The sequence below is a fragment of the Kitasatospora sp. RG8 genome, from assembly GCF_017813315.1.
GTDB lineage: Bacteria > Actinomycetota > Actinomycetes > Streptomycetales > Streptomycetaceae > Kitasatospora.
Genome location: NZ_JAGIYX010000001.1, coordinates 160867 through 184304, shown reverse-complemented (window position 1 = coordinate 184304; position 23438 = coordinate 160867). Strand labels below are relative to the sequence as shown.

Sequence of the window (23438 nt, the reverse complement as noted above, 5' to 3'; positions counted from 1 at the left end):
CAGACAGCGACGCCGGGGGTGTCCGTGGTGGTGCCTGAGCAGGGCCAGGCCACGCCGCACGCCCCGGGGCGCGCGCTCCGGGCACGGCGGCGGCGGCCGGCGGTGCTGGCCATGGCGGTGGCGCTGATAGCCGCCGGCGGGCTGGGCGGCGCGGTGCTCTACAACAGCACCGGGCAGCGGGTCGCCGTGCTGGCGCTCGCCCATGACGTGCCGTACGGGCAGGTGCTGACCGATGCGGACCTGGTGGTGGCCCGGATCGCCAGCGACCCGGTGCTCAAGCCGGTGGCGGCCACGGACCGCAAGGAAGCGATCGGGATGCGGGCCACCACCGACCTCAAGCGCGGCGCGCTGCTGCTGAAGGCGGACGTCGCCCAGGCGCTGAGCGTGCAGCCGGGCCAGCTGATCGTGGGCGTCTCGGCCAAGCGCACCCAGCTGCCGGCGACCAGGCTCCAGCCCGGCCTGCCGATCGTCGTGGTCTACACGCCGGACACCGGCCGGCCGGACTCGCTGACCGCGGTGGTCATCGCGGTCAGCCGGGTCGACACCGACGGCAGCCAGGTGGTGGACGTCGCGGTTCCGGCGGCGGACGCCCCCCGGCTGGCCTCCTGGGTGGCCAGCGGGCGGATCCAGGTGGTGCTCGCGCCGCGCGGGGCGGCCGCCGGCACGGCCCCGGGGACCCCCGCGCCCTCGGGGACGGCCGGCCCGTCCGGTGCGGCGACCGGTGCGGCGACCGGTGCCGCGTCCACCGGGGCTGGTGGGGCCTGAGATGGCGGTGATCGCGGTGGTCGGCGGCCCCGGGGCACCGGGGGCCACCACGACGGCGCTCGCACTGCTGCTCGCCTGGCCGTTGCAGCCCGGGCGCCGGATCCTGCTGGTCGAGTGCGATCCGGACGGCGGCGCGGTGCTGGCCGGCGCGCTGGAGGGCCGGGTCGAGGCCGTGTACGGGCTGCGCAACCTGGCCGTCGCGGACCGTCGCGGGCTGCTCGCCCAGGCGCTCTGGGAACAGCTGATCGACCTCTCGCCCGAGGGGAACGCCGAGCGGCTGCTGCTGCCCGGCCTGACCGACCCGACCCAGGCGCCCGGGCTCGCCTACACCTGGGAACCGCTGATGGAGGTGCTGCACGGGCTGGAGCCGCAGGGCTACGACGTGATCCTGGACCTCGGCCGCTCCGGCGCGACCGGGACCAGCGCCGTCCTCGCCCGCCGGGCCGACGTCGTCGCGGTCACCGTGCGCACCACCCTGCGCGGGCTGAGCGCGGTCCGCCCGCGGCTGTCCGGGCTCGCCGAGGACCTCGCCACGGCCGGCACCGGGGCGGACGCGCTGGGCCTGCTGCTGGTCGCCGAGGGGCCGTACTCGGGCGCGGAGGTCTCGCGCGAGTTCGGGCTGCCGGTGCTGGGGCTGCTGCCGCACGCGGCCCGCACGGCCCGGGTGCTGTCGGACGGCGGGGACGTCACCGACCGCCGGTTCATCCGCTCGGAGCTGATGCGGACGGCCCGCTCGGCGGCGGACGAGGTGCAGCTGCTGGTGCGCCGCCGCCGGCAGCGGCTGGCCCCCACGGCCGCGCCCGCACCCGCCCGGCTCGCCGCGGCGCCCGAGGCCGACGCCCAGCCGCAGCCGCTCGCCTACCCCCCGCCGCCGGTGCCGGCGCCCCAGCCGTACGGCCAGGTGCCGCCGCCGGTGCCGCCGGTGATCACCACCGGGCCGGTGGCGCCGCTGGCCGGGCTGGCCCCGCAGCCGGCCGCGCCCGCGCCCTTCCCGGCGCACGTCCAGCCGCAGCAGCCGCAGCAGCCGGGGACGTCGGCGGGCCCGTCGTCCGCGGGGCCCTCCGCCGCGCCGGGGTACGGGCAGGAACCCTCCGGTGCGCCGCAGTACGGCCAGGGGGCCGCGCCGCAGTACGGCCAGGTGCACGGGCCGCAGTACGCCCAGGGACCCTCGCCGGAGTACGGCCGCGTCCAGCCGGAGCCGTACCGGCAGGGCCCGCCGTCGTACGGGCATGGCCCACAGCCGTCGCAGCCCGGCCACGGGGAGGTGCTCCGTGCGCGGTAGCCCCCTGAACCAGCACCCGGCGCCGGCCGACCCGGCCGCGCTGCCCTGGGCGACGCCCCAGCCGGCCGCCCAGCCCTTCGTCCAGCCTGGTCCTGTCGCGCCGGGCCCCGTCGCTCCGGGCCCCGTCCCGCCCGCGGCCGCCCCGTACGGCGGCTCCGCGACCCCGACCGCCGTCCCCTCCCAGCTGCCCTCGCTCGACCGGCGCGGCGCCGGCACCCGGCCCGCCGTCGACCCGCAGGTGGCGCGCGAGCTCAAGCGCCAGGTCGCGGCCGAACTGCACCAGCAGATCACCCGGCTGACCGCCGCCTCCGGCACCGAGCCGGACCGCGCCACCCGCCGTCAGCGCGGCCGGGCGCTGATCGAGGAGGCCGTCGCCCGCTGGTCCGACGCCTACGCGCAGACCCACGGCATCCCGCCCACCCGTGAGCAGGACCGCGCGCTCGCCGAGGCCGTCTTCGACCTGCTCTTCCGGGCCGGCCGGCTCCAGCCCTACCTGGACGACCCGGAGATCGAGAACATCCTGATCAACGGCTGCGACGACGTCTGGGTCTCCCGGGTGCACCAACCCCTGCGCCAGGTCCCGCCGGTGGCCGACACCGACGCCGAGCTGGTCGAGCTGCTCCAGGACCTCGCCCGCCAGCACGGCGGCGGCGAGCGGAGCCTCTCCACCGCCAGCCCGACCCTCGCGCTGCGGCTGGAGGGCGGTATGCGTCTCCAGGCCCTCACCGAGGTGACCCCGCGACCCTACGTGGCGATCCGCCGCCACCGGGTGGCCTCGGCGACCCTCCCCGAGATGGTCCGGCTCGGGACCCTCGACTCCACCCTGGCCGCGTTCCTGGCCTCGGCGATCAAGGCCCGGAAGAACGTGATGATCACCGGCACCCAGGGCGTCGGCAAGACCAGCCTGCTGCGCGCGATGGCCGCCGAGATCCCGCCGGACGAGCGGATCGGCACCCTGGAGTCGGAGTTCGAGCTCTGGCTGCACACCCTCGGCCACCTGCGCCAGGTCGTCCCGATGGAGGCCCGGGAGGGCAACGGCGAGCGCGTCGAGGGCCGGATGGCCGGCGAGCTGACGATCGGTGACCTCATCCCGGCCGCGCTGCGGATGACGCTGTCGCGGATCATCGTCGGCGAGGTCCGCTCCGGCGAGGTCGTCCCGATGCTGCGCGTCATGACCAACGGCGAGGGCGGCTCGATGTGCACCCTGCACGCCCGGGGGCCGCACATGGTGGTCGACCGCATCGCCGAACTCTGCCTGGAGTACGGCTCGCACATGACCGACGCCCTCGCCTACCGGCTCACCGCCAACGCCGTGGACCTCATCGTGCACGTGTCGATGGTCGACGAGACGGCCGTCGGCGGCCGGCGCCACCGCTTCGTCTCGCACGTCCTGGAGGTGACCGGCCTCGGCGAGAGCGGCCGGCCGGCCCTGAACACCGTGTTCGGCCCGCGCCCGGAACTGGGCGAGCCGCGCGCCGTCCCGCACACCCCGCCGAACTGCCTGGACGACCTGCGCCGGGCCGGCTTCGACGCCGCGCTGCTCGGCTCCCGGTACGGGAGCTGGGCCGAGCCCCTCCAGCTGCGGATCGGCGGTGGCGGCCGGTGATGCTGCTCCTCGTCCTCTGCGGCCTGCTGGTCGCACTCGGCCTGGTCGCCCTCGTCGCCTGGGCCCGCGGCAGCGAGCCCGTCGAGGAGGACGCCGAGGCCGACGGGCCCGGCCCGCTGGCCGGCCGCGCCCACGTGTTCTGGTACGGCGCCCCCGGCACCGCCCCCGCCCGGGTGGTGCGGCTGCGCCGGATCCAGCTGCCGCTGGCGCTGGCCGGCGCGCCGCTCGGCTGGCTGTTCACCGGCATCCCGCTGACCGCGCTGCTGGTTCCGCTGGCCGTCTTCGGGCTGCCCTGGCTGTTCGACACCACCCGCCCGGACACCCACCGGATCGAGCGGCTGGAGGCGCTCTCCGAGTGGACCCAGCGGATCGCCGACGTGCTGCTGCTCGGCGTCGGCCTCAACCAGGCCATCGTCACCAGCCGCCGGACCGCCCCCGCCGCGATCGAGGACGAGGTCGGCGAGCTGGCCGCCCGGTTGCAGGCCCGCTGGCAGCCGGAGGAGGCGCTGCGCTCCTTCGCCGACAGCCTCGCCGACGCCACCGCCGACAAGGTGCTCGCCGCGCTGCTGCTGCGCTCCGGGGACAGCGGCCCCGGCCTGGCCCGGGCGCTCTCCGACATGGCCGACTCCGTCCGCGAGGAGGTCCGCCAGCGCCGCACCATCGAGGCCGACCGGGCCAAGCACCGCACCACCATCCGCTGGCTGGTCGGCATCATCGTGCTGGTCGTGGTGCTCGGCTCGTTCAACACCGAGTACACCAGGCCCTACGGCACCGTGCTGGGCCAGGTCGTGCTCGCGGTGGTCGCCGCGCTCTTCGTGGCGATCATCGCCTGGATGCGCGCGCTGGCCTCGCACCCGCCGGTGCCGCGGCTGCTGGAGGCCGACCGCCGCAGCAGGACCGGCCGCGGGCGGTCCGGCCGGCGCGCGGACGCGGGCCCCGGCGAGGGCGGCTCCGCCGAAGAGCAGGACCTTCTCGGGGAGGCCCGATGATCTCGCCCTGGTCGGTGCTGGCCGGCGCGGTCGCGGCCGGCGGCGTCGCCCTGCTGATCTCCGAACTCCGGCCCGCCCCGCCCGACCTGAGCCAGGCACTGGACCGGCTGCACCGCACGCCCGCCGACCGGACGCCCCACCCGGACGAGCGGCCGCGCTGGTTCGACCGGATCGGCGAGCAGTCGATCGGTCTGCGCGGCGTGCGCATCCCGTACCGGGAGCTGTCGCTGATCGGCCGCACCCCGGCCCGGTTCATGGCGCACAAGCTGCTGTTCGCCGTGATCGGCCTCGTCCTGCCGGCCTACCTGGCGGCGATGGCGCTGCTGCTGGACATGGGCCTGCCGGTCGCGATGCCGCTGGTGGTCGGGCCGCTGCTGGCCGGGCTGTTCTGGTTCGTCCCGGACGCCATCGTGCGCGGCGAGGCCAAGGAGGCGCGCACCGAGTACCTGCACGGCATCGCCGCCTACCTGGAACTGGTCGCGCTGGAGCGGGCCGCCGACCTCGGTCCCGCCGAGGCGCTGCGCCGTGCCGCCTCCGTCGGGCGCGGCCCGGTCTTCCGCCGGATCCGGGACGCCCTGGACCGCGCCGCCACCGACCGGCTGCCGCCCTGGGCGGGCCTGGACGCTCTGGCCGCCGAGCTCGGACTGACCCCGTTGCAGGACGTCGCCGACATCATGCGGCTCTCCGGCACGGACGGCGCCGCCGTCTACGACACCCTGCGGGCCCGGGCCAAGGGCCTGCGCGGCGAACTGCTCGCCGAGGACCTGGCCCGGGCCAACGCCGACAGCGAGCGGATGGTCGCGCCCGGGGCCGCCCTGACCCTGCTGATGACCGTCCTGATCATCTTCCCCGCGCTCCACCAGATGCTCGGCTGAGCAGGTCGCGCGGGACCTGCCACACCGACCGAGCGGCTGACACCACACCAACCCCGGGAGTCCCCGATGTCCGACCAGTTGAAGGCCCTGGCAGGCCGGTTGATCCGGCCCACGCTGCTGCCCGTCCAGTTCGCGCTGCTGCTCTTCCAGTTCCGGGTCGGCCGGGTCAGGGCCGCCCGGGCGCGCGGCGACCGAGGTGCGATCAGCATCGAACTCGCCCTCGCCGTCATCGCGTTGGTCTTCGTCGCCGGAGCCGTCGCGGTGGCGCTGTACGCGCTGAAGGACAAGGTCGTGAAGAAGGTCGAGCAGGACCCGAACCTCCCCGGCGCGGGTGCCGGCGCGGCCACGTGAGGCACCGGCCCCGTCGCCGCGGCGACCGCGGATCGGTGAGCCTGAGCCTGGCCATCGTGTTCCCGGTCGTCCTGGTGCTGATCCTGCTCGTCGTCCAGGCGTCGATGTGGTGGTACTACCGCCAGGTCGCGCTCACCGCCGCCCGCGAGGGCGTGGACGCCGGACGCGTGCAGGGGGACCGGAGCGACGGGGCCAAGGACGAGGCGGCGACCAGGCAGGCCGAGGACTTCCTCGGCCGGCAGGGCGTGCGGGAGTACCGGGTGACCAGGGACGGCAGCACGCCGGAGCTGATCCGGGTGACGGTGGAGCTGACCGCCCCCTCCGTCGTCCCGTTCCTCAAGCCGACCGTCACCCAGTACGCGGAGGCGCCGCGCGAGCGGTTCCTGCCGCCGAAGGTGGTGCCGTGAAGCGGGCGGCCGGGTTCCCCGGGTGGGGGCGGCGGTTCGCGGCGTGGCGGACCGCCCGGTCGGGGCGCGGGCGCGCCGGCGGCGGCGTGGCGATCGAGGCGGCGGTCGTCGCCCCGGGCGTCGTCGCGCTGATCCTGGTCGCCGTCGCCGCCGGCCGGGTGCAGACCGCGGCCGGCACGGTGGAGGCGGCCGCCCGCTCGGCCGCCCGGACGGCGTCGCTGGTGCGCAGCGCCGCCGGGATGGACGAACTGGTCGAGCGGACCGCCCGGGCCACCCTCCAGCAGCAGGGTGTCGACTGCCGCAGGAGCAAGGTCACCTGGAAGCCGGGGCAACTGGAGAGCCGGGGCGTCGTGATGGCCACCGTCGAGGTGATCGTGGAGTGCGAGGTGGGTCTGAGCGACCTGGTGCCGGGGCCCCGCATGCCCGGGACGAAGAAGCTCATCGGCCGTTTCACCTCGGTGGTCGACCGCTACCGGGGCGGGTGAGACGGCCGGTGCGGACGAGGTTCCCGGGCGGGGATTGGGGACGCCCCGGGCGGGGGAGACGCAAGCGGAGGGCTCCCGGGGGCGGCAGGTGCGAGGCGGAGCGGTTCCGGCGGGGACCGGTGGGGAGACGAACGTGCGGGAGGGGAGCGTGAGGGCGCGCGGACCCCGGGGGGAATGGCGGGGCCGCGGTGTCCGGGGGTGGACGCGCGGCCGGTCGGACCGGGGCGCGATGGCCATCTTCGTGGCGATCTGCGCGGCCTTCCTGGTCCTGGTCATCGCCCTCGTCGTGGACGCCGGCGGCCGGCTGCGCGTCGCCGAACGCACCGACGCCTACGCCCAGGAGGCCGCCCGGGTCGGCGGCCAGCAGCTCGACGAGGCCGGTGTGCTCAGCGGCGAGGGCTACCGGGTCAAGCAGCAGTACGTCGAGGACGCCGCCAACAGCTACCTCGCCCTCTACCACCTCAAGGCGGCGGGCGTGTCGTTCTCGCCGGACGGAAAGGCCGTCACCGTCACCGTGGAGGCCGACTACAAGCCGGCCCTGCTGGGCGAGCTCGGCAAGCAGAAGGTCACGGGCAAGGGGACTGCCACCCTCGTCCACGGAGTCGAGAAAGCGGAGACCGACTGATGGTCGCGCCACGTGCCAAGGACCAAGCCCGCGCCGGACGTTCGGCCCGCGGCGGGCCCGCCGACCCGGCGCCCGGCCGGCGCCCGGCGGCGCTGCCGCCGCGCCGTGGCGGCCGGGGCGGGGCCCTGCTCACCGCCGTCGCGGCGCTGCTCACGCTGTGCGCGCTGCTGGCCGGCGTGCCCGCCCTGCTGCTGTACGGCACCCAGGCCGTCGCCGCGATGGGCGACGTCGCACCGGACGGCGTCGGGCAGGCGCTGACCAGCCCCGACGACGGTCGGCTCTTCCTCTGGTTGCTGGTCGTGGTCGGCTGGCTGGGCTGGCTCTGCTTCGCCCTCTCCGTCCTGCTGGAGATCCCGGCCCAGCTGCGCGGGCGGATCGCCCGGCGGATCCCGGCGTTCGGCTGGAGCCAGCGACTGGCCGCCGGTCTGGTCGGCTCGGTGATCGCGCTGCTGCCGGTGGCCGGATCGTCCTTCGCCGCCACCCCCGAGCGGGCCCAGGCCGTCTCCGCCCCGGCCCAGTTGACCATCGGCGCGCAGCGGGCCGCACTGCCCGCGGCCCAGGCCGCGCCCGCGCTCGCGCCCGCCGCCGACCAGCACCCCACGTACACCGTCCGGGACTCCCGGCCCGCGGACAGCCTCTGGTCCATCGCCGAGCGCCAACTCGGTTCGGGAGAGCGGTGGGTGGAGATCGCGAAGCTCAACGACGGTCGGGTGATGGACGGTTCGGGCACCCGGTTCGACGCCGACCGGCCGATCCAGCCGGGGTGGGAGCTGGCGATGCCGGGTGACGCCAAGGCGGACGCGTCGCCTGCTCCCGCGCCGGGTCCGGCTTCCGGGCCCGCTCCCGCGCCGAGTTCGCCGAGCGCGCCGCAGACGGGGGCCGACGGTGGTGCCGCGGCCGGGCACGGCACGGTGACGGTGGCGGCCGGGGACAGCCTGTCGGCCATCGCCCAGCGGGAGTTGGGCGATGCCGAGGCCTGGCCGAAGCTGTTCGAGGCGAACAAGGGCGTCCAGGCACCGGACGGGGAGCGGCTGACCGACCCGGACATGGTGGTGCCGGGGATGGTCCTGGCGGTGCCGGGTGCTGCCGCACCCGCGCCTGCCCCGGCACCCGCACCCGCACCCGCACCCGCGCCTGCCCCGGCACCCGCACCCGCACCCGCGCCTGCCCCGGCACCCGCACCCGCACCCGCGCCTGCCCCGGCACCTCCGGCCCCCGCGACGCCGGCCCCGGCCACCCAGGCACCGGCCCCGGCGCACACACCCGCGCCCACCCCGCCGACCACCCACGCCCCGGCCCCCGCCGCGCACACCGAGGCGGCCCCCAGCGACGACTACACCGCCGCGCTCGCCGCCTCCACCGTCGGCGTGCTGCTCGCCGCCATGATGATCGGCACCGTCGCCCACAAGCGCGGCACCCAGCTCCGCGCCCGCCGTCCCCGCCACCGCATCGCCCTGCCGGGCGCGCCCGCCGCCGCCTTCGAGGCCGAGCTGAAGGCCCGCCAGGACGACCGCGGCCTCGACCTGCTCGACCGCGCCCTGCGCACCATGGCCCGCAACACCGTCCGGGGCGGCAAGCGCCTGCCCGTCATCGTCGCCGCCCGGGTCACCCCCGGGGGCACCGTCGAGCTGCACCTCTCCGGACCGGCCGCCCCGATCGCGCCGTTCCGCGCCGCCCACGCGCCCAACGTCTGGTGGTGCGCGGCCGACTCCACCGACCTGCTCTCGCCCGCCCAGGCCCGCAAGTCCGCCGCGCCCTACCCGGCCCTGGTCACCCTCGGCACCGGCCCGGACGGCTCGGTGGTCCTCGCCGACCTGGAGACCGTCCGTCTGCTCCACCTCTCCGGGCACCCCGACGACGCCCGCGACGTGCTGCGCACCCTGGCCGTCGAGCTCGCCCACAGCCCGCTCGCCGACCGTCTCCACCTGCACCTGGTCGACCTCGCCGAGGAGCTGCCGATCAGCGGCCCGGCCGCCGAACGGATCCACCGTCACCCCACCCTGGAGGCGGCGCTCACCGCCCTCGGCCCGCGCACGGCCAAGGCCCGTGCGACCCTGGTCGCCGCGGAGGCCGCCAGCCCCCGGGACGCGCGCAGCCGCGGCCAGGCCGACGAGTCCTGGATCCCGGAGATCGTGCTCTGTGCCCACCAGCCGGGCGGCGACATCCCCGCCGAACTCGGCCGCCTGCTCGACGCCCGCCCGCGGACCTGCGTCGCCGTGATCACCCGCGCGCCCGAGCGCGGCACCGGGCCGGTCGCCCGCTGGACCCTGCCCAGCACCGGCCAGGCCACCATCCCCGGCCTGCACCTCACCCTGGAGCTCCAGCGCCTCACCGGCGGGCAGTACGAGCAGGTCGCCGAACTGCTCCGGGCCGCCGACGACACCACCCAGTACCCCGCCCCGGCCTGGACCCTCGACGGTCCCGGCATCGACCTCGAACCGGCGGAACTCCCGGCCCCCGTCCCGGTCCTGGCAGCGGTCGGGGCCGGTCCGGGTGCCGCCTCGGGTGCCGCCCCCGGCGAGCGGGACGGCGGTGGCCCAGACGCGGCCGGCCCGCGTCTGCTCGCCCGGGTCATCGGCACCGGCGTCAGCCCGTTCGCGGGCACCGACCCGGTCGCGCCCGCCGTCGGCACGGCCGGCACGGCCGGCACGGCCGGCACGGCCGGCACGGCCGGTTCAGCCGGTGCGGCGGCCGGCCCGGGTGCCTCGGGGACCCCGGGCGGTCCGGGTGCGCGCTTCCTGGCCAACGGCCTGGGGCTGCACTCGGGTTCGGGCACCGGAGCCGGTGCGGAAGCGGAATCGGGAACGGAAGCGGGAACGGGAGCCGAGGGGGAGGAGGACCTGGACGAGACCACGCAGAACCTCCGGCTCCCGTCCGGGGCCGACGTGGTCGTCCCGGTGCGGCCCGTCCAGCCGGTGCCGCCCGCCGAGCCCTCGCCCGAGCCGTCGCCCGAGCCCTCGCCCGGGTCCGCTCCGGAACCCGCCCCCGGGCGCGCCGCGGAGCCGGTCCCCGAGCCGGTGCCGACGCACGACCCCGCACCCGCGCCCACCGGCGTCGACCCTCGTACACCCGCCCGCCCGCAGCCGGCCCCCGAGCCGTCGCCGCAGCAGGACGGCGGCCCCGCCGCGCCGTCGGCCCGCACCGCCCCCGGCCGCAGTGACAGCGACGACCTGCTCGCCATCCTCCGCTCCCCGGAGGCCCACGCCACCCGCAACGCCCCCCGGATCAGGCTGCTCGGCCCGGTCGACGTGGCCGGCGCCGCCGGCACCGCCGAACCGGCCGTCCTGCCCCGGCTCACCGAACTCGCCGCCTACCTCGCCCTGCGGCCCGGCGCCGACCACAACGCCCTCGACCACGACCTCCACCCCGGTGCCGCCCACCTCGACCCGCACCCCACCGCCGCCGACGCCAAGAGCCCGCTGCCGGGCAAACTCGCCGACCTGGCGGCCTGGTTCGGCAGCTCGACCGAGGGCCGGGCCTTCCTGCCCACCGACACCCCCGACGGCTACACCTTCGCCCCGACCGTCACCTGCGACTGGGACGAGTTCCGCAGCCTCTACCGCCGCGGCATGCGCAGCACCAGCGCCACCGCCGACGCGGCCCTCGCCCACGCCCTCGCCCTCGTCCGCGGCGCCCCCTTCGCCGAGGCCCCGCCCGCCGCCTACGGCTGGGCCGAGGCCGAACGGCAGGACATGATCGCCGCGATCGTCGACACCGCCCACGAACTCGCCGCCCGCCGCCTCCAGTACGGCGACCACCGCAGCGCCGAGGCCGCCGTCTTCCGCGGCCTCGCCGTCGCCCCGGACGTCGAACTCCTGCACCGCGACCTCTTCTACGCCTACGCCTCGGCCGGTGCCCGCGACCAACTCGTCCGCGCCGTCAACCGCCTCGACGCCCTCAGCCGCCGCACCGGCCGCAGCCTCGACGCCGACACCGTCGCCCTGCTCCGCGACCTCCTGTCGGGAGCGTGACGCCTCTCCCGTCGTTCCGGGATCCGCCGTTTCGTGAGCACTGCCGGCGGATCACGAGCACTGCCCGAGCAGATCCGGGTGACCATGAGCATCGGTGACGTTCGGCAGTTGTCGGTCGTCGGACCCCTGCGGTCTCCCGAACCCGGACGGAACGGGTGCTCCGTACCGTCCTACGGGTGCTCCGTACCGTCCGGGCGTGACGGTACGGAGCCCGGGCAAGGGCCGTGACGAACGCAGGGGCCCACGGCCGATCACCCGGGATCCGGGCGAGCCGTCCTGGGTCGCCGGCGCAGCCGGGCCGGGCGACCTCGGTCGCGGCCGTCCTCCCGTCCAGCTCCCAACCCCTCCCGTACGCCGCTGCGAAGGCTTCCTCGCCCAGCGCGGCGCGCCCTCGGCGGGTGAGCTCGCCGACCTGCCGATCGGTGCGGTCGTGAGCGCCGCGCAGCCGGGAGGCGGCACCGAGCAGGACGGCGGACTCCTGGTGCAGCCCGTGCGCCTCGGCGAGTGCGGCCGTGTTCACCGCCACCAGCGACAGGACGGGCAGGTCCCGGGTTTCCAGCCCCGTCGCGTACGCCTTCGCCAGCGCCTGCTCCGCGCCGGCCGGGTCACCGGTCGCCAGGTACAGCGACGCACGGACGCTGCCGACCAGCGTCCGGGCATGGTCGCCGGGGAACGGGGAGTCGCCCTCCAGGCCCCGTTCGGCTCCGTCGAGCAGTTCCCGTGCCCGGTCCAGGTCGCCGAGCCGCACCCGGAGGACGGCCTCCCACGCGTCGACCAGGAACCGCATCTCCGGCGCGTTCGCGCGCAGCGCCCGCTCCCGGGCCGAGTCGATCGTCGTGGTCACCAGGTCGGTGTCGCCGCGCCGCAGGTGCAGGTCGACCCAGCGCAGGTCGTTGAACACCTCGTCGCCGAGGCTGAGCGGGCCGAACTCGTCCGCCAGCGACCGGGCCTCGCGCAGGTCGGCCAGCGCGCCGTCCAGGTCGCCGTCGTACTGCCGCAGCTGGGCGCGCATCGGCAGCACGTTGGCCTGGCCCCAGCGGTCGCCGACCTGCCGGAAACAGGCCAGGGCCGCCGCCACGTCGGTGCGCGTCCGGTCGAGCTCGCCCGCGTTCTCGGCGAACCGGGCCCGGAACATGCGGGCGAGCCCGGACAGCCACACGTCGTCGCCGTCGGCCAGGTGCTCGATGAGCGCGGGCGTGCTCTGCGCCTCCTGCCGGAACGCGCGCGGGAGCGCGGCGAGCGCGCCGTACGGGCCGGGCAGCTCCGGGTACGCGAGCAGCCGGTCGGCCAGCGCGCGGATCCCGGCGTGGTCGGCCGCGGTCTCCTCGGCGGTCATCCCCGACCGGATGTCGATCCGGTTCAGCAGGTGGATCGCGCGGGCGCAGTCGCGGTCGGGCGTCGGCTCGCCGCCGGGCACCGCCAGTGCCTCGCCCAGCCAGTAGGCCGCGTCGGCGTGCCGGCCGAACATCTGCCAGTACCAGGTCAGGTCCAGGGCGAGGGCGACCGCGCCGGGGGCGTCGCCGGTGTCGCACCGCCGGCGTAGGGCGGCGAGCGTGTTGTCGTACTCGGCGCTCACGACTCGGATCGCCGCCGGCTGGCCGGGCCCGCGCAGCTGCGGGTCGTACCGGGCCATCAGCTCGGCGAAGTGGTCGGCGGCCAGGTCGCGGACGGTGCCGAGGTCGCCGGTGTCGGCCAGGCGGTCGGTGCCGTACTCGCGCAACGTCTCCAGCATGCGGTAGCGGCCCGGGTCGGGCGCGAGCTGCAGCAGCGACCGGTCGACCAGGGCCGCGAGCAGCTCGGGGACTTCGGCCGCCGGTACGGCGGTGCCGGCGCAGACCGCGGTGGCCGAGGCCGGCGTGACGCCGCCGGGCAGGACGGAGACGCGTTCGGCGACCGTGCGCTCCTGCTCGCCGAGCAGGTCCCAGCTCCAGGAGATCACCGCGCGCAGCGTGCGGTGCCGGGGCAGCGCGGTCCGGCTGCCGGTGGTGAGCAGCCGGAACCGGGCGGACAGCCCGTCGGCCAGTTCGGGCAGCGACAGTGTCCGCAGCCGGGCCGCGGCCAGTTCGAGGGCCAGCGGCATCCCGTCCAGGCCGCGGGCCACCCGCCGGACCGCGGGCAGCGTCGTCTCGTCCACGTCGAAGCCCGGGCGCACGGCCGCGGCCCGCTCGGTGAACAGGCGTACCGACGCCGCCCGCCGGACCTGCTCGACGCCGTCGTCCGGCCCGGGCAGCGCGAGCGGACCGAGGGGCACCAGCACCTCGCCGTCGACCGCCAGGGGCTCGCGGCTGGTGGCCAGCACCCGCAGCCCGGCGCAGCGGGACAGCAGTGCCGCGACCAGGTGGGCCACGGCGTCGATCAGGTGCTCGCAGTTGTCGACGAGCAGCAGGCTCTCCCGGCCGCCGAGCCGGTCGACGAGGACGTCCAGCTCCTCGCCCTCGACGCGCGTCCGGGCGTCGAACACGGCGCCGCCGCGCGGTCCGATCCCGGCGAGCAGGGCCGAGGCGACCTTGGCCGGTTCGGTGACCGGGGCGAGATCGATCATCCAGGCGCCGTCGCGGTACTCGTGGCGGTGGCGGCGGGCGGCCTCGACGGCGAGCCGGGTCTTGCCGGCGCCGCCGGGGCCGAGCACGGTGACCAGACGGCCGGCGGTGAGCCGCGTGGCGATCCGGGCGAGGTCGTCGTCGCGGCCGATGAGGCTGGTCAGCGGCGCGGGCAGGTTGCCCGGACCGGGCCGCGCGGTGTCGGCGGCCGGTCCGGTCCGCGCGGTGTCGGCGGCCGGAGCGGGTGGCTCGGCGTGCAGCAGACGCAGGTGGCGCTCGCGCAGGGCGGCGCCCGGCTCGGTGCCGAGGGCGTCGGCCAGGGCTTCGCGGACCCGCCCGTACAGGGCCAGGGCCTCGGCCTGGCGGCCCTGGGCGGCGAGCGCGTCGATGAGCAGCGCAGCCGCCCGCTCGTGGACCGGCCGCTCGGCGAGCAGTGCGGTCAGCCGGGCGGCGGCCGCGTCGGCACGGCCGAGGGACAGCTCGGCGTCGGCGAGGTCGGCGACGGCCTCGACCGAGGTGTGAGCCAGCCGGGTCGCGGCGGCGGGTGCCACCGCGGCGACGGCCGCGGGCTCGGCGCCGGGTTGATCGCCCCACAGCGCCACGGCCTCGCCGAGCACGGCCGCCGCGGCCCCCGGGTCGCCGGCGCGCAGGCCGTCACGGCCGGCGGCGGCGAGCCGCTCGAACCGCAACGCGTCCACGTCGGCCGCGTCCACGTCCAGCCGGTAGCCGCCCGCGACCTGCGCGACGGCGCGGGCCGAGCCGAGGGCCCGGCGCAGCCGCGAGACGAGGGTCTGCAGGGCGTGGGCGGCGCCGGCCGGCGGGGCGTCGGCCCAGATCGCGTCGACCAGGACACCCTGTGCGACCGGGCGACCGCCGGCGAGTGCCAGCCGTACGACCAATGCCTGCAACCGCGCACCCGGAACGGGCAGGGCGGCGTCACCGCGGGCCACCCGAAAGGCGCCGAGCAGTGTGAGGCGAAGCCGCGTGTCCCCGTCCATCCACCGATCCTCGCGCGCGCACCCTCGCACCCCCAAATCAGCACGGTGCCCCGGCAAATCAGCACGGTGCCCTGGCCCGTCAAGCCCTGCGGGAGGCCTGCCGGCTGCGCGCACCCGGCGCTGACACGGTGCGGGGCGGAGTGTCAGCGCCGTGTGTGCGCCGTGTGAGCGGACCGCGGCAGTCTCCGAGTGACGGATCCCCGGTTCCACGCACCGGGTCACGCGTTCTGTCGGCCCTTCGGAAAGAGGAAATCCCGTGCATGACACAGTGATCGTGGGCGCCGGCCCGGTAGGCCTGTTCCTCGCCTGCGAGCTCCGCCTCGCGGGCTGCTCCGTGGTGGTGCTGGAGCGGGAGCCGGAGCTCCGCTCCCCGTGGAAGGCTGAACCGCTCGGGATGCGGGGCCTGTCCGCCGCGTCGGTCGAGGCGTTCTACCGCCGGGGGCTGCTGCGCCCGCTGCTGACGGCCTCGGGCGTCCGCGACGATCCCGGCGCGGCCCCCGACGCGGACGAGCCGTCACCCCCTCGCAGCGCGGGCCACTTCGCCGGAATGATGCTCGATCCGGCCAGGGTCGACCTCGCAGCCCTGCCGTTCCGGCTTCCCGGCCCGGCCGTGGAGGGCGTGATGACGAACCTCGAAGCGATCGAGACGGTGCTGACCGAGCAGGCAACCGAGCTCGGCGTGGAGATCAGGCGCGGTGTCACGGTGTCAGCCGTCACCCAGGACGAGGACGGCGTGGTCGCGCGAGCCGGCGGGCACGAGTACGCGGCGCGCTGGCTGGTCGGCTGCGACGGCGGACGCAGCACGGTGCGCCGGCTCGCGGGCTTCGAATTCGTCGGTACCGAGCCGCAGTTCACCGGTTACGTCATGCTCGCCACCGTCGCCGACCTCGAGAAGCTGCGCCCCGGGTTCAACCTGACGCCGACGGGCATGTACCTCCGCACGCACAGGGACGGGCACATCGGCATGACGGATTTCGACGGCGGCGCGTTCGACCGCTCGCAGCGGCCGACTCGCGACCACCTCCAGGCGGTTCTGCGCCGTGTGTCGGGCACCGACGTGACCTTGGGCGACGTCCGCCTTGCCGCCAGCTTCACCGATCGGGCGATGCAGACGACGACCTATCGGCAGGGGCGCGTGATGCTCGCGGGCGACGCCGCTCACATCCACTCCCCGCTCGGAGGCCAGGGACTCAACCTCGGCCTCGGCGACGCCGTGAACCTGGGCTGGAAGCTCGCGGCGTCCGTGCACGGACACGCGCCGGACGGCCTTCTCGACACCTACACCCGCGAGCGCCATCCGGTCGGCGCGGGGGTGCTCGACTGGTCGCGCGCCCAAGTGGCGGTCATGAGGCCGGACCCGCATGCCCGGGCGATCCAAGGAGTGGTTCGAGACCTGCTCGGGACCCGGGACGGAACGACCCATGTGTTCGAGCGGACATCGGGATCGTCCAACCGCTACGACCTCGGCAGCGAACACCCGCTGACCGGTCGCAGCGCCCCGGACTTCCGCATTGCCCACGGCATCCGCCTCGGTGACCTGATGCACGACGGACGAGGCGTCGTGCTCGATCTCAGCGCCGACCGTGCCCTGCACGGTTCAGCGAGGGGCTGGGAGGGCCGGATCCGGTACGCGGTCGGGCCGGCGAGGGACGACCTCGGCCTGGGCGCCGTGCTCGTCCGGCCCGACGGCACCGTCGCTTGGGCGGGTGGTCGCGACCCTGATTGTGCAGCGTTCGAGCGGGCCGCCGGCCAGTGGTTCGGCAGTCCGGAACTCTGAGGCGGCCGCCTCGTGCCCAGGTGCGGCGGACGGCGTGCACCCGACACCGGCCGGTCACGCCGCGCTCGCGGCGGCCTGGCTGCGCCTGGTCGCGTGACCGGCCCCGGCCGTTCACTGCGCGCGGCCCTGCTCGGCCTCGGAGCCCGGGCGGACGACCAGCGTGGGCAACTGGCCCGGCAGGAAGACCCGTTCGCCCCTCGCCGACCGGCGTCGGAGGACGGCGCCGACGGGGCGGACACGGCCTGACGCGGGGCCGGGCGGGGACGGCCGCTGGTGCCGGGGACACCGGCCGGCGGGCGGCGCGGCTCGCGCGCGGGGCCGGCCGGGCCTTGATCACCGCCCCGGCCTGGCTCGGGCGTGCCGGGATCTCGTAGGGTGGCGCAGACGGACGTGGTGGTCGGCACCACGGGGCAGGAAGTCAGACGCCGCTGGGCGGCGGGGCGGGGCGGTGACCAGAGATGGCGGAGACGACGGCTGTCCCCGGCAGTCCCGATCCCGTGGCCGACACGGGCCCCTGGGACGCCGTGCCGCCGGGCCCCGCGCGCAACCCGTACGAGGAGCACCCACCGGGACCGGCCGCGCTGTACGAACCGCCCGCGCAGGCTCCGGCGCCCGTCCAGGCCCCGGCGCCCGTCCAGGCCCCGGCGCCCGTGCAGGGGCCGGCACCCGTCCAGGCTCCGGTACCCGGCCAGGGGTCGGTACCCGTCCAGGCCCCGCCGGCGCCGCCGGCTCCACCGACCGGATGGACCGTCACCGGTATGTCCGTCGTGGCCCCGCCGCCGTCGGCGACGCCGCTGCCGTTCACCGTCCCGCTCCCGGGAACCACCCCCGCCCACGGCGTCCCCGTCGGCCCGGGCGGCCTCGGGACGGCGCCGCGCGGGCGCATCCTGGTCGTCGAGGGCGGCTACGGCAACTCCGGCCGCCGCACCTGGGGGCGCGGCGGACCGGCCCAGGCACCCGTACTGTCGGCGATGCTCGCCGCCGTCTCCCCGCAGGTCCTGCTCGCGGCCGACGCGGTGGACGCCGTCCACCTCCCCGCCGCCAGCGACCCGCACACCGTGCTCGCCCACCTCCGGGCCGCCGCCCGGCACCCCGGACCGCTGCTCGTCCACCTCGGCGGCCACCTGCTCGCCGACAAGCGCGGCGGCCAGCTCCACCTCACCCTGCGCGACTCCAAGCCCGGCAGCGTCCGGCAGGACGGCCTCGCCTGGCAGTCCATCGCCGGCGAACTGCGGCACCGGCCGGCCGAGTGGCAGACCCTGGTGATCGCCGACCTGAGCGCCGACCAGAACGCCCTGCCGTTCCTCCAGGGGACCGTCTCCCCGCTCGCCGACGGCCTCCCGCTCTGGGCCGTGGTCAGCCCCGACCCGGAGCAGATCGGCACCTTCACCCGCGCGCTGATCGAGGCCCTGCACGGCGGCCGCCCGGGCGCGGACGCCGTCCTCGCCCCCGAACAGCTGCGCCAGCAGGTGTACTCGGTGTTGCGCCCGGACGTCGTCATCCTCGCCACGCACGCGCCGAACCGTCCGTTCTTCCGCAACACGGCCCGCCGTACGGACGGCCCGGTCGTCGACGCCACCCCGTACGAGGGCCCGCGCCCGGCCGCAGTGCTGCCGCGCCCGCCGGCCGAGCACGACGAGGGGGTGCGGGACGCCGTTCCGCGCGATGCCGTCCCGGCACCGAGGCCCGCCGTCACGCTGGACAAGCCCGCCGCGGCCGCCTTCGCCGCGGCCGCGCCGACCGGCGTACCGACTGCCGCACCGGCCGGCGTACCGGCCGCCGCGCCCGTGCCGCCGTCCGACGGCCCGGTGCACCTCCTCAAGCCCGGCGTCCCGCCCACACCCCCGCCCCCGGCCCACCCCGTCGACCTGCTCAAGGCCTACGCCTGGCGCCCCACCTCGGACGGCGTCGTCACCCTCGACAAGCAGACGCCGACGGACGCGGTGCCGGCGGATGCGGTGCCGGAGACTGCGGTGCCCGAGGCCGAGGTGCCGGAGACTGCGGTGCCCGAGGCTGAGGCGCCCACGGACGTGGTTCCCGGGGCTGCGGTGCCCGAGGCTGCGGTGCCGGCCCCCGTCGACCCCGCTCGCGTCGAGCCCGAGGCCGCCGCGCCCGCGCCCGAAGCTCCCGAGGCCGACGCCCCCGAGACTGCCGTGCCCGAGACTGCCGCCGCTCCCGACGCCCCCGAAGCGGACGCCTCGAAGCCCCGCGCGGACTACCGCGAGGTGATCGGCCGGATCGTCCGCAGCGCCGACGCGGGTGACCACACCGCCGCCACCGACCTCGCCTTCGCCCTCGAACTGGAGGCGATCGCCGAGCACGGCGCCGTCTCCGAACCGGTCCTGCAGGTCCGTCAGGTCCGCGCCCACGTGTGCCGCCTGGCCGGGAAGACGATCGAGGCGGCGGACATCTACCGCGAGGTCGCGTTGACCCTGCTCCGCTCCCAGGGCCCGGACCACCCGGAGACCCAGCAGGCCGCCACCAACGCCGAGGCCTGCTGGCGGGCGATCCCGGACCGCGCGGAGGCCATCCGCATCGCCCCCGAGATCATCGAACTGCGCGCCTACCTCCCCGGCCCCGACGGCCGCAAGCTCCGCGCCGCAGAACGCCACCTCGCCCACCTGGCCGCCGACGCCGGCTGATCCTCCTGCTCCGCCCACCCCTCTCACCCCTCTCACTCCTCCCGCCGCTGCACAGGAAGTCGGCCAGGCCGATCTCCTGTGCGGGCGGTGCCGGTCCGCCATGCCCGTCATGGGATCGGGAACGTGGACCGGGAGTGCGGGCGAAGGGACGGACGGAGCCCGGCGCAGCCCGGTCGCGGCCGCGACCGGCCGCGCCGTGACTGGTGGAAACACTCCAAGATCGGGTCTTGATCATTGTTCCTGGCGGGCCCACGGCGGGTGCCCGTCCTCTCGCAGACTTGCAGGACGTGGCGGCCCGGCCGGTCGCCCCGTCTTCGGACCCGTCGACCCAAGGACTGCAGTCGTGAGCGAGCGCGTTCTCATCCCCCGCAACCGGGGCTTCCTCTTCCTGGACTCCCACCCGGCCGGCTGCGAGCGGCTGGTGGCCGACATGTGGCAGGCGTGCCCCGACCCGGACGGCGTGCCGGAGGGCGCCGGGCCGGTGGCACTCGTCATCGGCTCCTCGGCCGGATACGGTCTGGCGGCCACGCTCGCCGGACTCAAGCGCGCCGGCATCCGCGGCGTCATGGTCTCCTTCGAGAAGGCCCCCACCGAACGGCGCACCGCCACGGCCGGCTGGTACCGCACCGCCGCCACCGCCGACATCGCCCGGGCCGCCGGGCGGGATCTGGTCTTCCTCAACGGCGACGCGTTCTCCGACGCGATGAAGGACCAGGTCGCCGACCTCATCGAGAAGCGCTTCGGCGGCAGGCTGGACCACCTGGTCTACTCGGTGGCCGCGCCCCGGCGTACCGACCCCGGCACCGGCACCACGTACGCCTCCGTCCTCAAGCCGATCGGCCGGGCGAACCGCACCAAGACCCTCGTCTTCGACGACCAGGGCGTTCCCGAGGTCCGTGAGGTCGAGACCGGGCCGGCCGAGGGCGACGACGTCGAGCAGACCGTGGCCGTGATGGGCGGTGCGGACTGGGAACGCTGGATCGACCACCTGGCCGGCCGGGGACTGCTCGGCGAGGGCTTCACCACCGCCGCGCTGTCGTACATCGGGTCGTCGCTGACGGCGGCGATCTACCGGCAGGGCACCATCGGCGCGGCCAAGGCCCACCTGGAGGCCACCGCCCGCACCCTGAACGAGCGGCTCGCAGGGACGGTGGGCGGTCGTGCCGTGACCTCCGTCAACGGCGCCGCCGTCACGCAGTCCTCCACCGCGATCCCCGGCATCGCCCTGTACACCGGCCTGCTGCGCGGCGTCCTCGGGGAGGAGATGGTCCCGCCGGTGCGTCAGCTCGCCGCCCTCTGGGACCAGCTCACCGGTGCCGCCCCGCTCGCCCTGGACGACGAAGGCCGGGTCCGCCTGGACGGGTGGGAACTCTCCGACGACGTCCAGGCCGCGGTGGCCGAGCGCTGGGAGGCCGCCACGACCGGTACCGTCGCCGGCCTCGCCGACCTCGACTGGTTCCACGCCGAGGTCCAGCGCCTGTACGGGTTCTCCGTCCCGGGCGTCGACTACACCGCCGCAGTGGCCACCGACGTCCCGTGGCCCACGCCCGCGCCCTGACCCCGACCGGGAGGGCCGGCCGGGGGACCGCCCGGGGAGCCGCACGGCGGGGGCCCCGCCGTGCGGCCCCCGCCTCGTCGACGGCGTCCGCGCGCCACGGGCGCGGGGCGGATGTGCCGGTGGGGGAGCCGGGCGGGCCGGCTCCCCCACCGGGGGTGTGCTGGGGTCAGCGGCCCGCGAGGGCGCGGACGAACCTGTTGCCGTCGATGGTGCCGAGGCCGCTGGCGAGGTCGTAGCCCTTGGTGGCCTGGTAGCCCGTCACCTTGTCCCAGGAGTTGTCCCCGGCCGTCACGTCGACCAGGCCGCTCCACTGCTGCGGGAGCAGGTTGAGGCCGTACAGACGCCAGTTGAGCTGGCCGAGGCGGTGGCCGGCGAGCTGGTCGGCGAGGGCGACGATGCCCGAGAAGATCGGGGTCGCCTCGCTGGTGCCGCCGGTGAGGTGCCAGCCGACCGAGGTGGGGTCGTAGGACTCGTACGTCCAGGCGCCGCCGTCCACGGCCGCGCTCATGCTGATGTCGGGCGTGCCGCGGTGGTTACCGGTGACCCCGGCCACGCCGGCCTGGTACCAGGGGCGGTCGAAGACGCCGGAGACGCCGCCGCCGCCCGCGCCGTACTTGTCGTGCCAGACCTTGTCGGGCGCGGTGCGCTTGCCCGCGTCGTCCAGGCTGAGCTGGGTGCCGCCGATGGAGGTGACCAGCGGGTCGCTGGAGGGCCAGGAGTTGACCTTGTACGGGTACAGGTCCTCGCCGTTCTCCTTGGCGTCGGTCGCGCCGTTGTCGCCGGAGGCGCTGAGCACGGTGACGTCGTGGGCGGCGGCCTCCTTGAAGGCGTAGCGCAGGTCGGTGAGCGACTTGAAGTCGCCCTTGTCGAAGCCGGGGAAGGTGTTCTCGGTGGCGCCGAAGCTCTGCGAGATCACGTCGGCCTTGCCGGACTTGATGATGGCCTTCTCGGCGTCCATCATCTCGGGCAGGCCGGTGGTGCCCTCGGTCTCCGCGACGCCGGTCTCGACCAGGATGATGTGCGCGTCGGGGGCGACGGCGTGGGCGTACTCGACGTCGAGGGTGGTCTCGCCCGCCCAGCCGGTGTGGTCGGCGTTGGTGGGGTCGAACGGCGGGACGTTGCCCCACTTGACGACCTCGACCTGGGTGTCGGGGATGCCCCACTGCTTGTCGAAGACCTCCAGGTCGTGCTGGATGGTCGGCGAGCCGAAGGAGTCGACGATGACGATGGTGCGGCCCTTGCCGGTGATGCCCTCCTTGTACAGCGGGTCGAGGTTGTAGGCGGTCCGGTACTGGAGCGGGGAGTAGCAGTTGATGCCGATCTGGCTGACGCACTGCGAGGTGGGCAGTGGCGCGGTGCGCCCGGTGGCGCTGATGTGCCCGGCGGAGGCGGGGCGGACGTGCACGCCGGCCAGACTGCCGGAGGCCGTGGCGCTCACGGCCGGGACGGAGAGCGTGCCGGCGGTGAGGGCGGTTGCCCCGGCGGCGAGCAGGGCCAGGGCGCGGCGGAGGGTGGCGGGGCTGCCCATGGGACTCCTTGGGACGCAGGGCCCGACCTGGTTCGGTCGGGTCGGTCCGGCCATCCCATCGAGTGCCACATGATCATGCCATAGTCATTTCGTACTGCCGGCATGGTCACGCCTGGCCACCAGAAAAGGTAAAGGCCGTCCCAGGCGAAGGTAACCCACCACCGGGGACGGCCAACTGATGAAACGTCAGCAGCCGGTCAGCGTGCCCCACCGTTGACGTAGAGCGTCTGCCCGCTCACGTACGAGGCGTCCTCGCTGGCCAGGAAGGCGACCACCGAGGCGATCTCCTCGGGCCGGCCGACCCGCCGCAGCGGCGTCCGGGCGGCGACCTCCGTCTGGTGGTCCTCCGCCGTGGCGCCGACCCGCTCGGCGGTGGCGGCGGTCATCGCGGTGGCGATGTAGCCGGGGGCGACGGCGTTGACGTTGATGTTGAACGGACCCAGCTCGATCGCCAGGGTGGCGGTCAGCCCCTGGATGCCGGCCTTGGCGGCCGCGTAGTTCGCCTGGCCCCGGTTGCCGAGCGCGGAGCGCGAGCTGAGCGAGACGATCTTTCCGTACTTCTGGGCCGTCATGTACTTCTGCGCGACGTGGCTGCAGTTGTAGGCGCTGGTCAGGTTGACCGTCAGCACCGCGTCCCAGTCGGACTTGGGCATCTTGAAGAACAGGTTGTCCCGGGTGATCCCGGCGTTGTTCACCAGGATGTGCACCCCGCCGAGGTCCTGCGCCACCTGGGCGAACACGGCCTCCACCGCGTCGTAGTCGGCCACGTCGCAGCCGTACGCGCGGGCGGTGCCACCCTTGGCGGTGATCTCCTCGACCGTGCCGGCGGCGCGTTCGGCGGTCAGGTCGACGACCGCGACGGCCGCGCCCTCCTCCGCCAGCAGCCGCGCGGTGGCCGCACCGATGCCCTGCGCCGCGCCGGTGACGACGGCGACCTTGCCTGCGAAACGAGTCACAGCAACTCCTTCGATGAAGCGGTGAAGAGGTGAAGAACTGGGGGAGTGGACGAGGGCCGATGGCCGATGGCGGCCGTCCGCCG

General features: G+C 76.0%; 16 protein-coding genes. 13 read left to right on the top strand and 3 right to left on the bottom strand.

Features of this window, described 5'->3' with window-relative positions; all coding sequences use genetic code 11:
- Nucleotides 1-27: 27 nt before the first annotated feature.
- The 10 genes from J5Y04_RS00785 to J5Y04_RS00740 all read left to right on the top strand — a co-directional run bounded on the left by J5Y04_RS00785 (nucleotide 28) and on the right by J5Y04_RS00740 (nucleotide 11356).
- Nucleotides 28-765: an SAF domain-containing protein gene (locus J5Y04_RS00785; protein WP_209408841.1), complete on the top strand. Its 738-nt coding sequence runs from the start codon at nucleotides 28-30 to the stop codon at nucleotides 763-765.
- A 1-nt stretch (nucleotide 766) separates the two neighbouring features.
- The gene (locus tag J5Y04_RS00780; protein ID WP_209408839.1) at nucleotides 767-2047 is read left to right on the top strand and encodes a hypothetical protein; all 1281 of its coding nucleotides are present in this window, start codon (nucleotides 767-769) and stop codon (nucleotides 2045-2047) included.
- Nucleotides 2037-3653 (top strand): CpaF/VirB11 family protein, encoded by a 1617-nt coding sequence (locus J5Y04_RS00775; protein WP_307852858.1) that lies wholly within the window; start codon nucleotides 2037-2039, stop codon nucleotides 3651-3653. The genes J5Y04_RS00780 and J5Y04_RS00775 overlap by 11 nt, the downstream gene beginning before the upstream one ends.
- Nucleotides 3653-4642, top strand: coding sequence for a type II secretion system F family protein (locus J5Y04_RS00770; protein WP_209408816.1), 990 nt, complete (start codon nucleotides 3653-3655; stop codon nucleotides 4640-4642). Before J5Y04_RS00775 ends, J5Y04_RS00770 begins: the two co-directional genes overlap by 1 nt.
- On the top strand, nucleotides 4639-5517 hold the full coding sequence (locus tag J5Y04_RS00765) for a type II secretion system F family protein (protein WP_148642265.1): 879 nt from the start codon (nucleotides 4639-4641) through the stop codon (nucleotides 5515-5517). The genes J5Y04_RS00770 and J5Y04_RS00765 overlap by 4 nt, the downstream gene beginning before the upstream one ends.
- A gap of 66 nt (nucleotides 5518-5583) precedes the next feature.
- Entirely contained in the window at nucleotides 5584-5868 is a 285-nt protein-coding gene (locus J5Y04_RS00760) for a hypothetical protein (RefSeq protein WP_148641698.1), read from the top strand.
- A 35-nt stretch (nucleotides 5869-5903) separates the two neighbouring features.
- A complete protein-coding gene (locus J5Y04_RS00755) occupies nucleotides 5904-6275 on the top strand; it encodes a TadE/TadG family type IV pilus assembly protein (protein ID WP_307852857.1) in 372 nt (123 codons plus the stop codon).
- Nucleotides 6272-6760, top strand: coding sequence for a TadE/TadG family type IV pilus assembly protein (locus tag J5Y04_RS00750; RefSeq protein ID WP_209408799.1), 489 nt, complete (start codon nucleotides 6272-6274; stop codon nucleotides 6758-6760). Before J5Y04_RS00755 ends, J5Y04_RS00750 begins: the two co-directional genes overlap by 4 nt.
- A 229-nt stretch (nucleotides 6761-6989) precedes the next feature.
- The gene (locus J5Y04_RS00745; RefSeq protein ID WP_148641696.1) at nucleotides 6990-7385 is read left to right on the top strand and encodes a hypothetical protein; all 396 of its coding nucleotides are present in this window, start codon (nucleotides 6990-6992) and stop codon (nucleotides 7383-7385) included.
- Nucleotides 7385-11356, top strand: coding sequence for a BTAD domain-containing putative transcriptional regulator (locus J5Y04_RS00740; protein ID WP_209408796.1), 3972 nt, complete (start codon nucleotides 7385-7387; stop codon nucleotides 11354-11356). Before J5Y04_RS00745 ends, J5Y04_RS00740 begins: the two co-directional genes overlap by 1 nt.
- Here J5Y04_RS00740 and J5Y04_RS00735 read toward each other — a convergent pair.
- Complete coding sequence (locus J5Y04_RS00735; protein WP_245203946.1) at nucleotides 11283-14894, bottom strand: BTAD domain-containing putative transcriptional regulator; 3612 nt, start codon at nucleotides 14892-14894, stop codon at nucleotides 11283-11285. The genes J5Y04_RS00740 and J5Y04_RS00735 overlap by 74 nt on opposite strands.
- Before the next feature lie 256 nt (nucleotides 14895-15150).
- Here J5Y04_RS00735 and J5Y04_RS00730 point away from each other — a divergent pair, with 256 nt between their 5' ends.
- The 3 genes from J5Y04_RS00730 (at nucleotide 15151) to fabV (ending at nucleotide 20871) form a co-directional block, all read left to right on the top strand.
- A complete protein-coding gene (locus J5Y04_RS00730) occupies nucleotides 15151-16671 on the top strand; it encodes an FAD-dependent oxidoreductase (protein ID WP_209408792.1) in 1521 nt (506 codons plus the stop codon).
- A 758-nt stretch (nucleotides 16672-17429) separates the two neighbouring features.
- Complete coding sequence (locus J5Y04_RS00725) at nucleotides 17430-19313, top strand: hypothetical protein (protein WP_209408789.1); 1884 nt, start codon at nucleotides 17430-17432, stop codon at nucleotides 19311-19313.
- 343 nt (nucleotides 19314-19656) lie between these two features.
- Complete coding sequence (fabV, locus tag J5Y04_RS00720; protein ID WP_209408786.1) at nucleotides 19657-20871, top strand: enoyl-[acyl-carrier-protein] reductase FabV; 1215 nt, start codon at nucleotides 19657-19659, stop codon at nucleotides 20869-20871.
- A gap of 166 nt (nucleotides 20872-21037) precedes the next feature.
- Here the strand turns inward: fabV and J5Y04_RS00715 are convergent, their stop codons facing one another.
- The gene (locus J5Y04_RS00715) at nucleotides 21038-22399 is read right to left on the bottom strand and encodes a S8 family serine peptidase (RefSeq protein WP_209408783.1); all 1362 of its coding nucleotides are present in this window, start codon (nucleotides 22397-22399) and stop codon (nucleotides 21038-21040) included.
- A 197-nt stretch (nucleotides 22400-22596) separates the two neighbouring features.
- A complete protein-coding gene (gene fabG / locus J5Y04_RS00710) occupies nucleotides 22597-23355 on the bottom strand; it encodes a 3-oxoacyl-ACP reductase FabG (protein WP_209408781.1) in 759 nt (252 codons plus the stop codon).
- Nucleotides 23356-23438: the final 83 nt, after the last annotated feature.

Bases quoted from the DNA above. Each gene is read 5' to 3' on its own strand.
- J5Y04_RS00745 (WP_148641696.1), top strand. From the start codon at position 6,990: ATGGCCATCTTCGTGGCGATCTGCGCGGCCTTCCTGGTCCTGGTCATC.
- J5Y04_RS00760 (WP_148641698.1), top strand. From the start codon at position 5,584: ATGTCCGACCAGTTGAAGGCCCTGGCAGGCCGGTTGATCCGGCCCACG.
- J5Y04_RS00765 (WP_148642265.1), top strand. From the start codon at position 4,639: ATGATCTCGCCCTGGTCGGTGCTGGCCGGCGCGGTCGCGGCCGGCGGC.
- J5Y04_RS00740 (WP_209408796.1), top strand. From the start codon at position 7,385: ATGGTCGCGCCACGTGCCAAGGACCAAGCCCGCGCCGGACGTTCGGCC.
- J5Y04_RS00715 (WP_209408783.1), bottom strand. From the start codon at position 22,399: ATGGGCAGCCCCGCCACCCTCCGCCGCGCCCTGGCCCTGCTCGCCGCC.
- J5Y04_RS00770 (WP_209408816.1), top strand. From the start codon at position 3,653: ATGCTGCTCCTCGTCCTCTGCGGCCTGCTGGTCGCACTCGGCCTGGTC.
- J5Y04_RS00735 (WP_245203946.1), bottom strand. From the start codon at position 14,894: ATGGACGGGGACACGCGGCTTCGCCTCACACTGCTCGGCGCCTTTCGG.
- J5Y04_RS00780 (WP_209408839.1), top strand. From the start codon at position 767: ATGGCGGTGATCGCGGTGGTCGGCGGCCCCGGGGCACCGGGGGCCACC.
- J5Y04_RS00725 (WP_209408789.1), top strand. From the start codon at position 17,430: ATGTCCGTCGTGGCCCCGCCGCCGTCGGCGACGCCGCTGCCGTTCACC.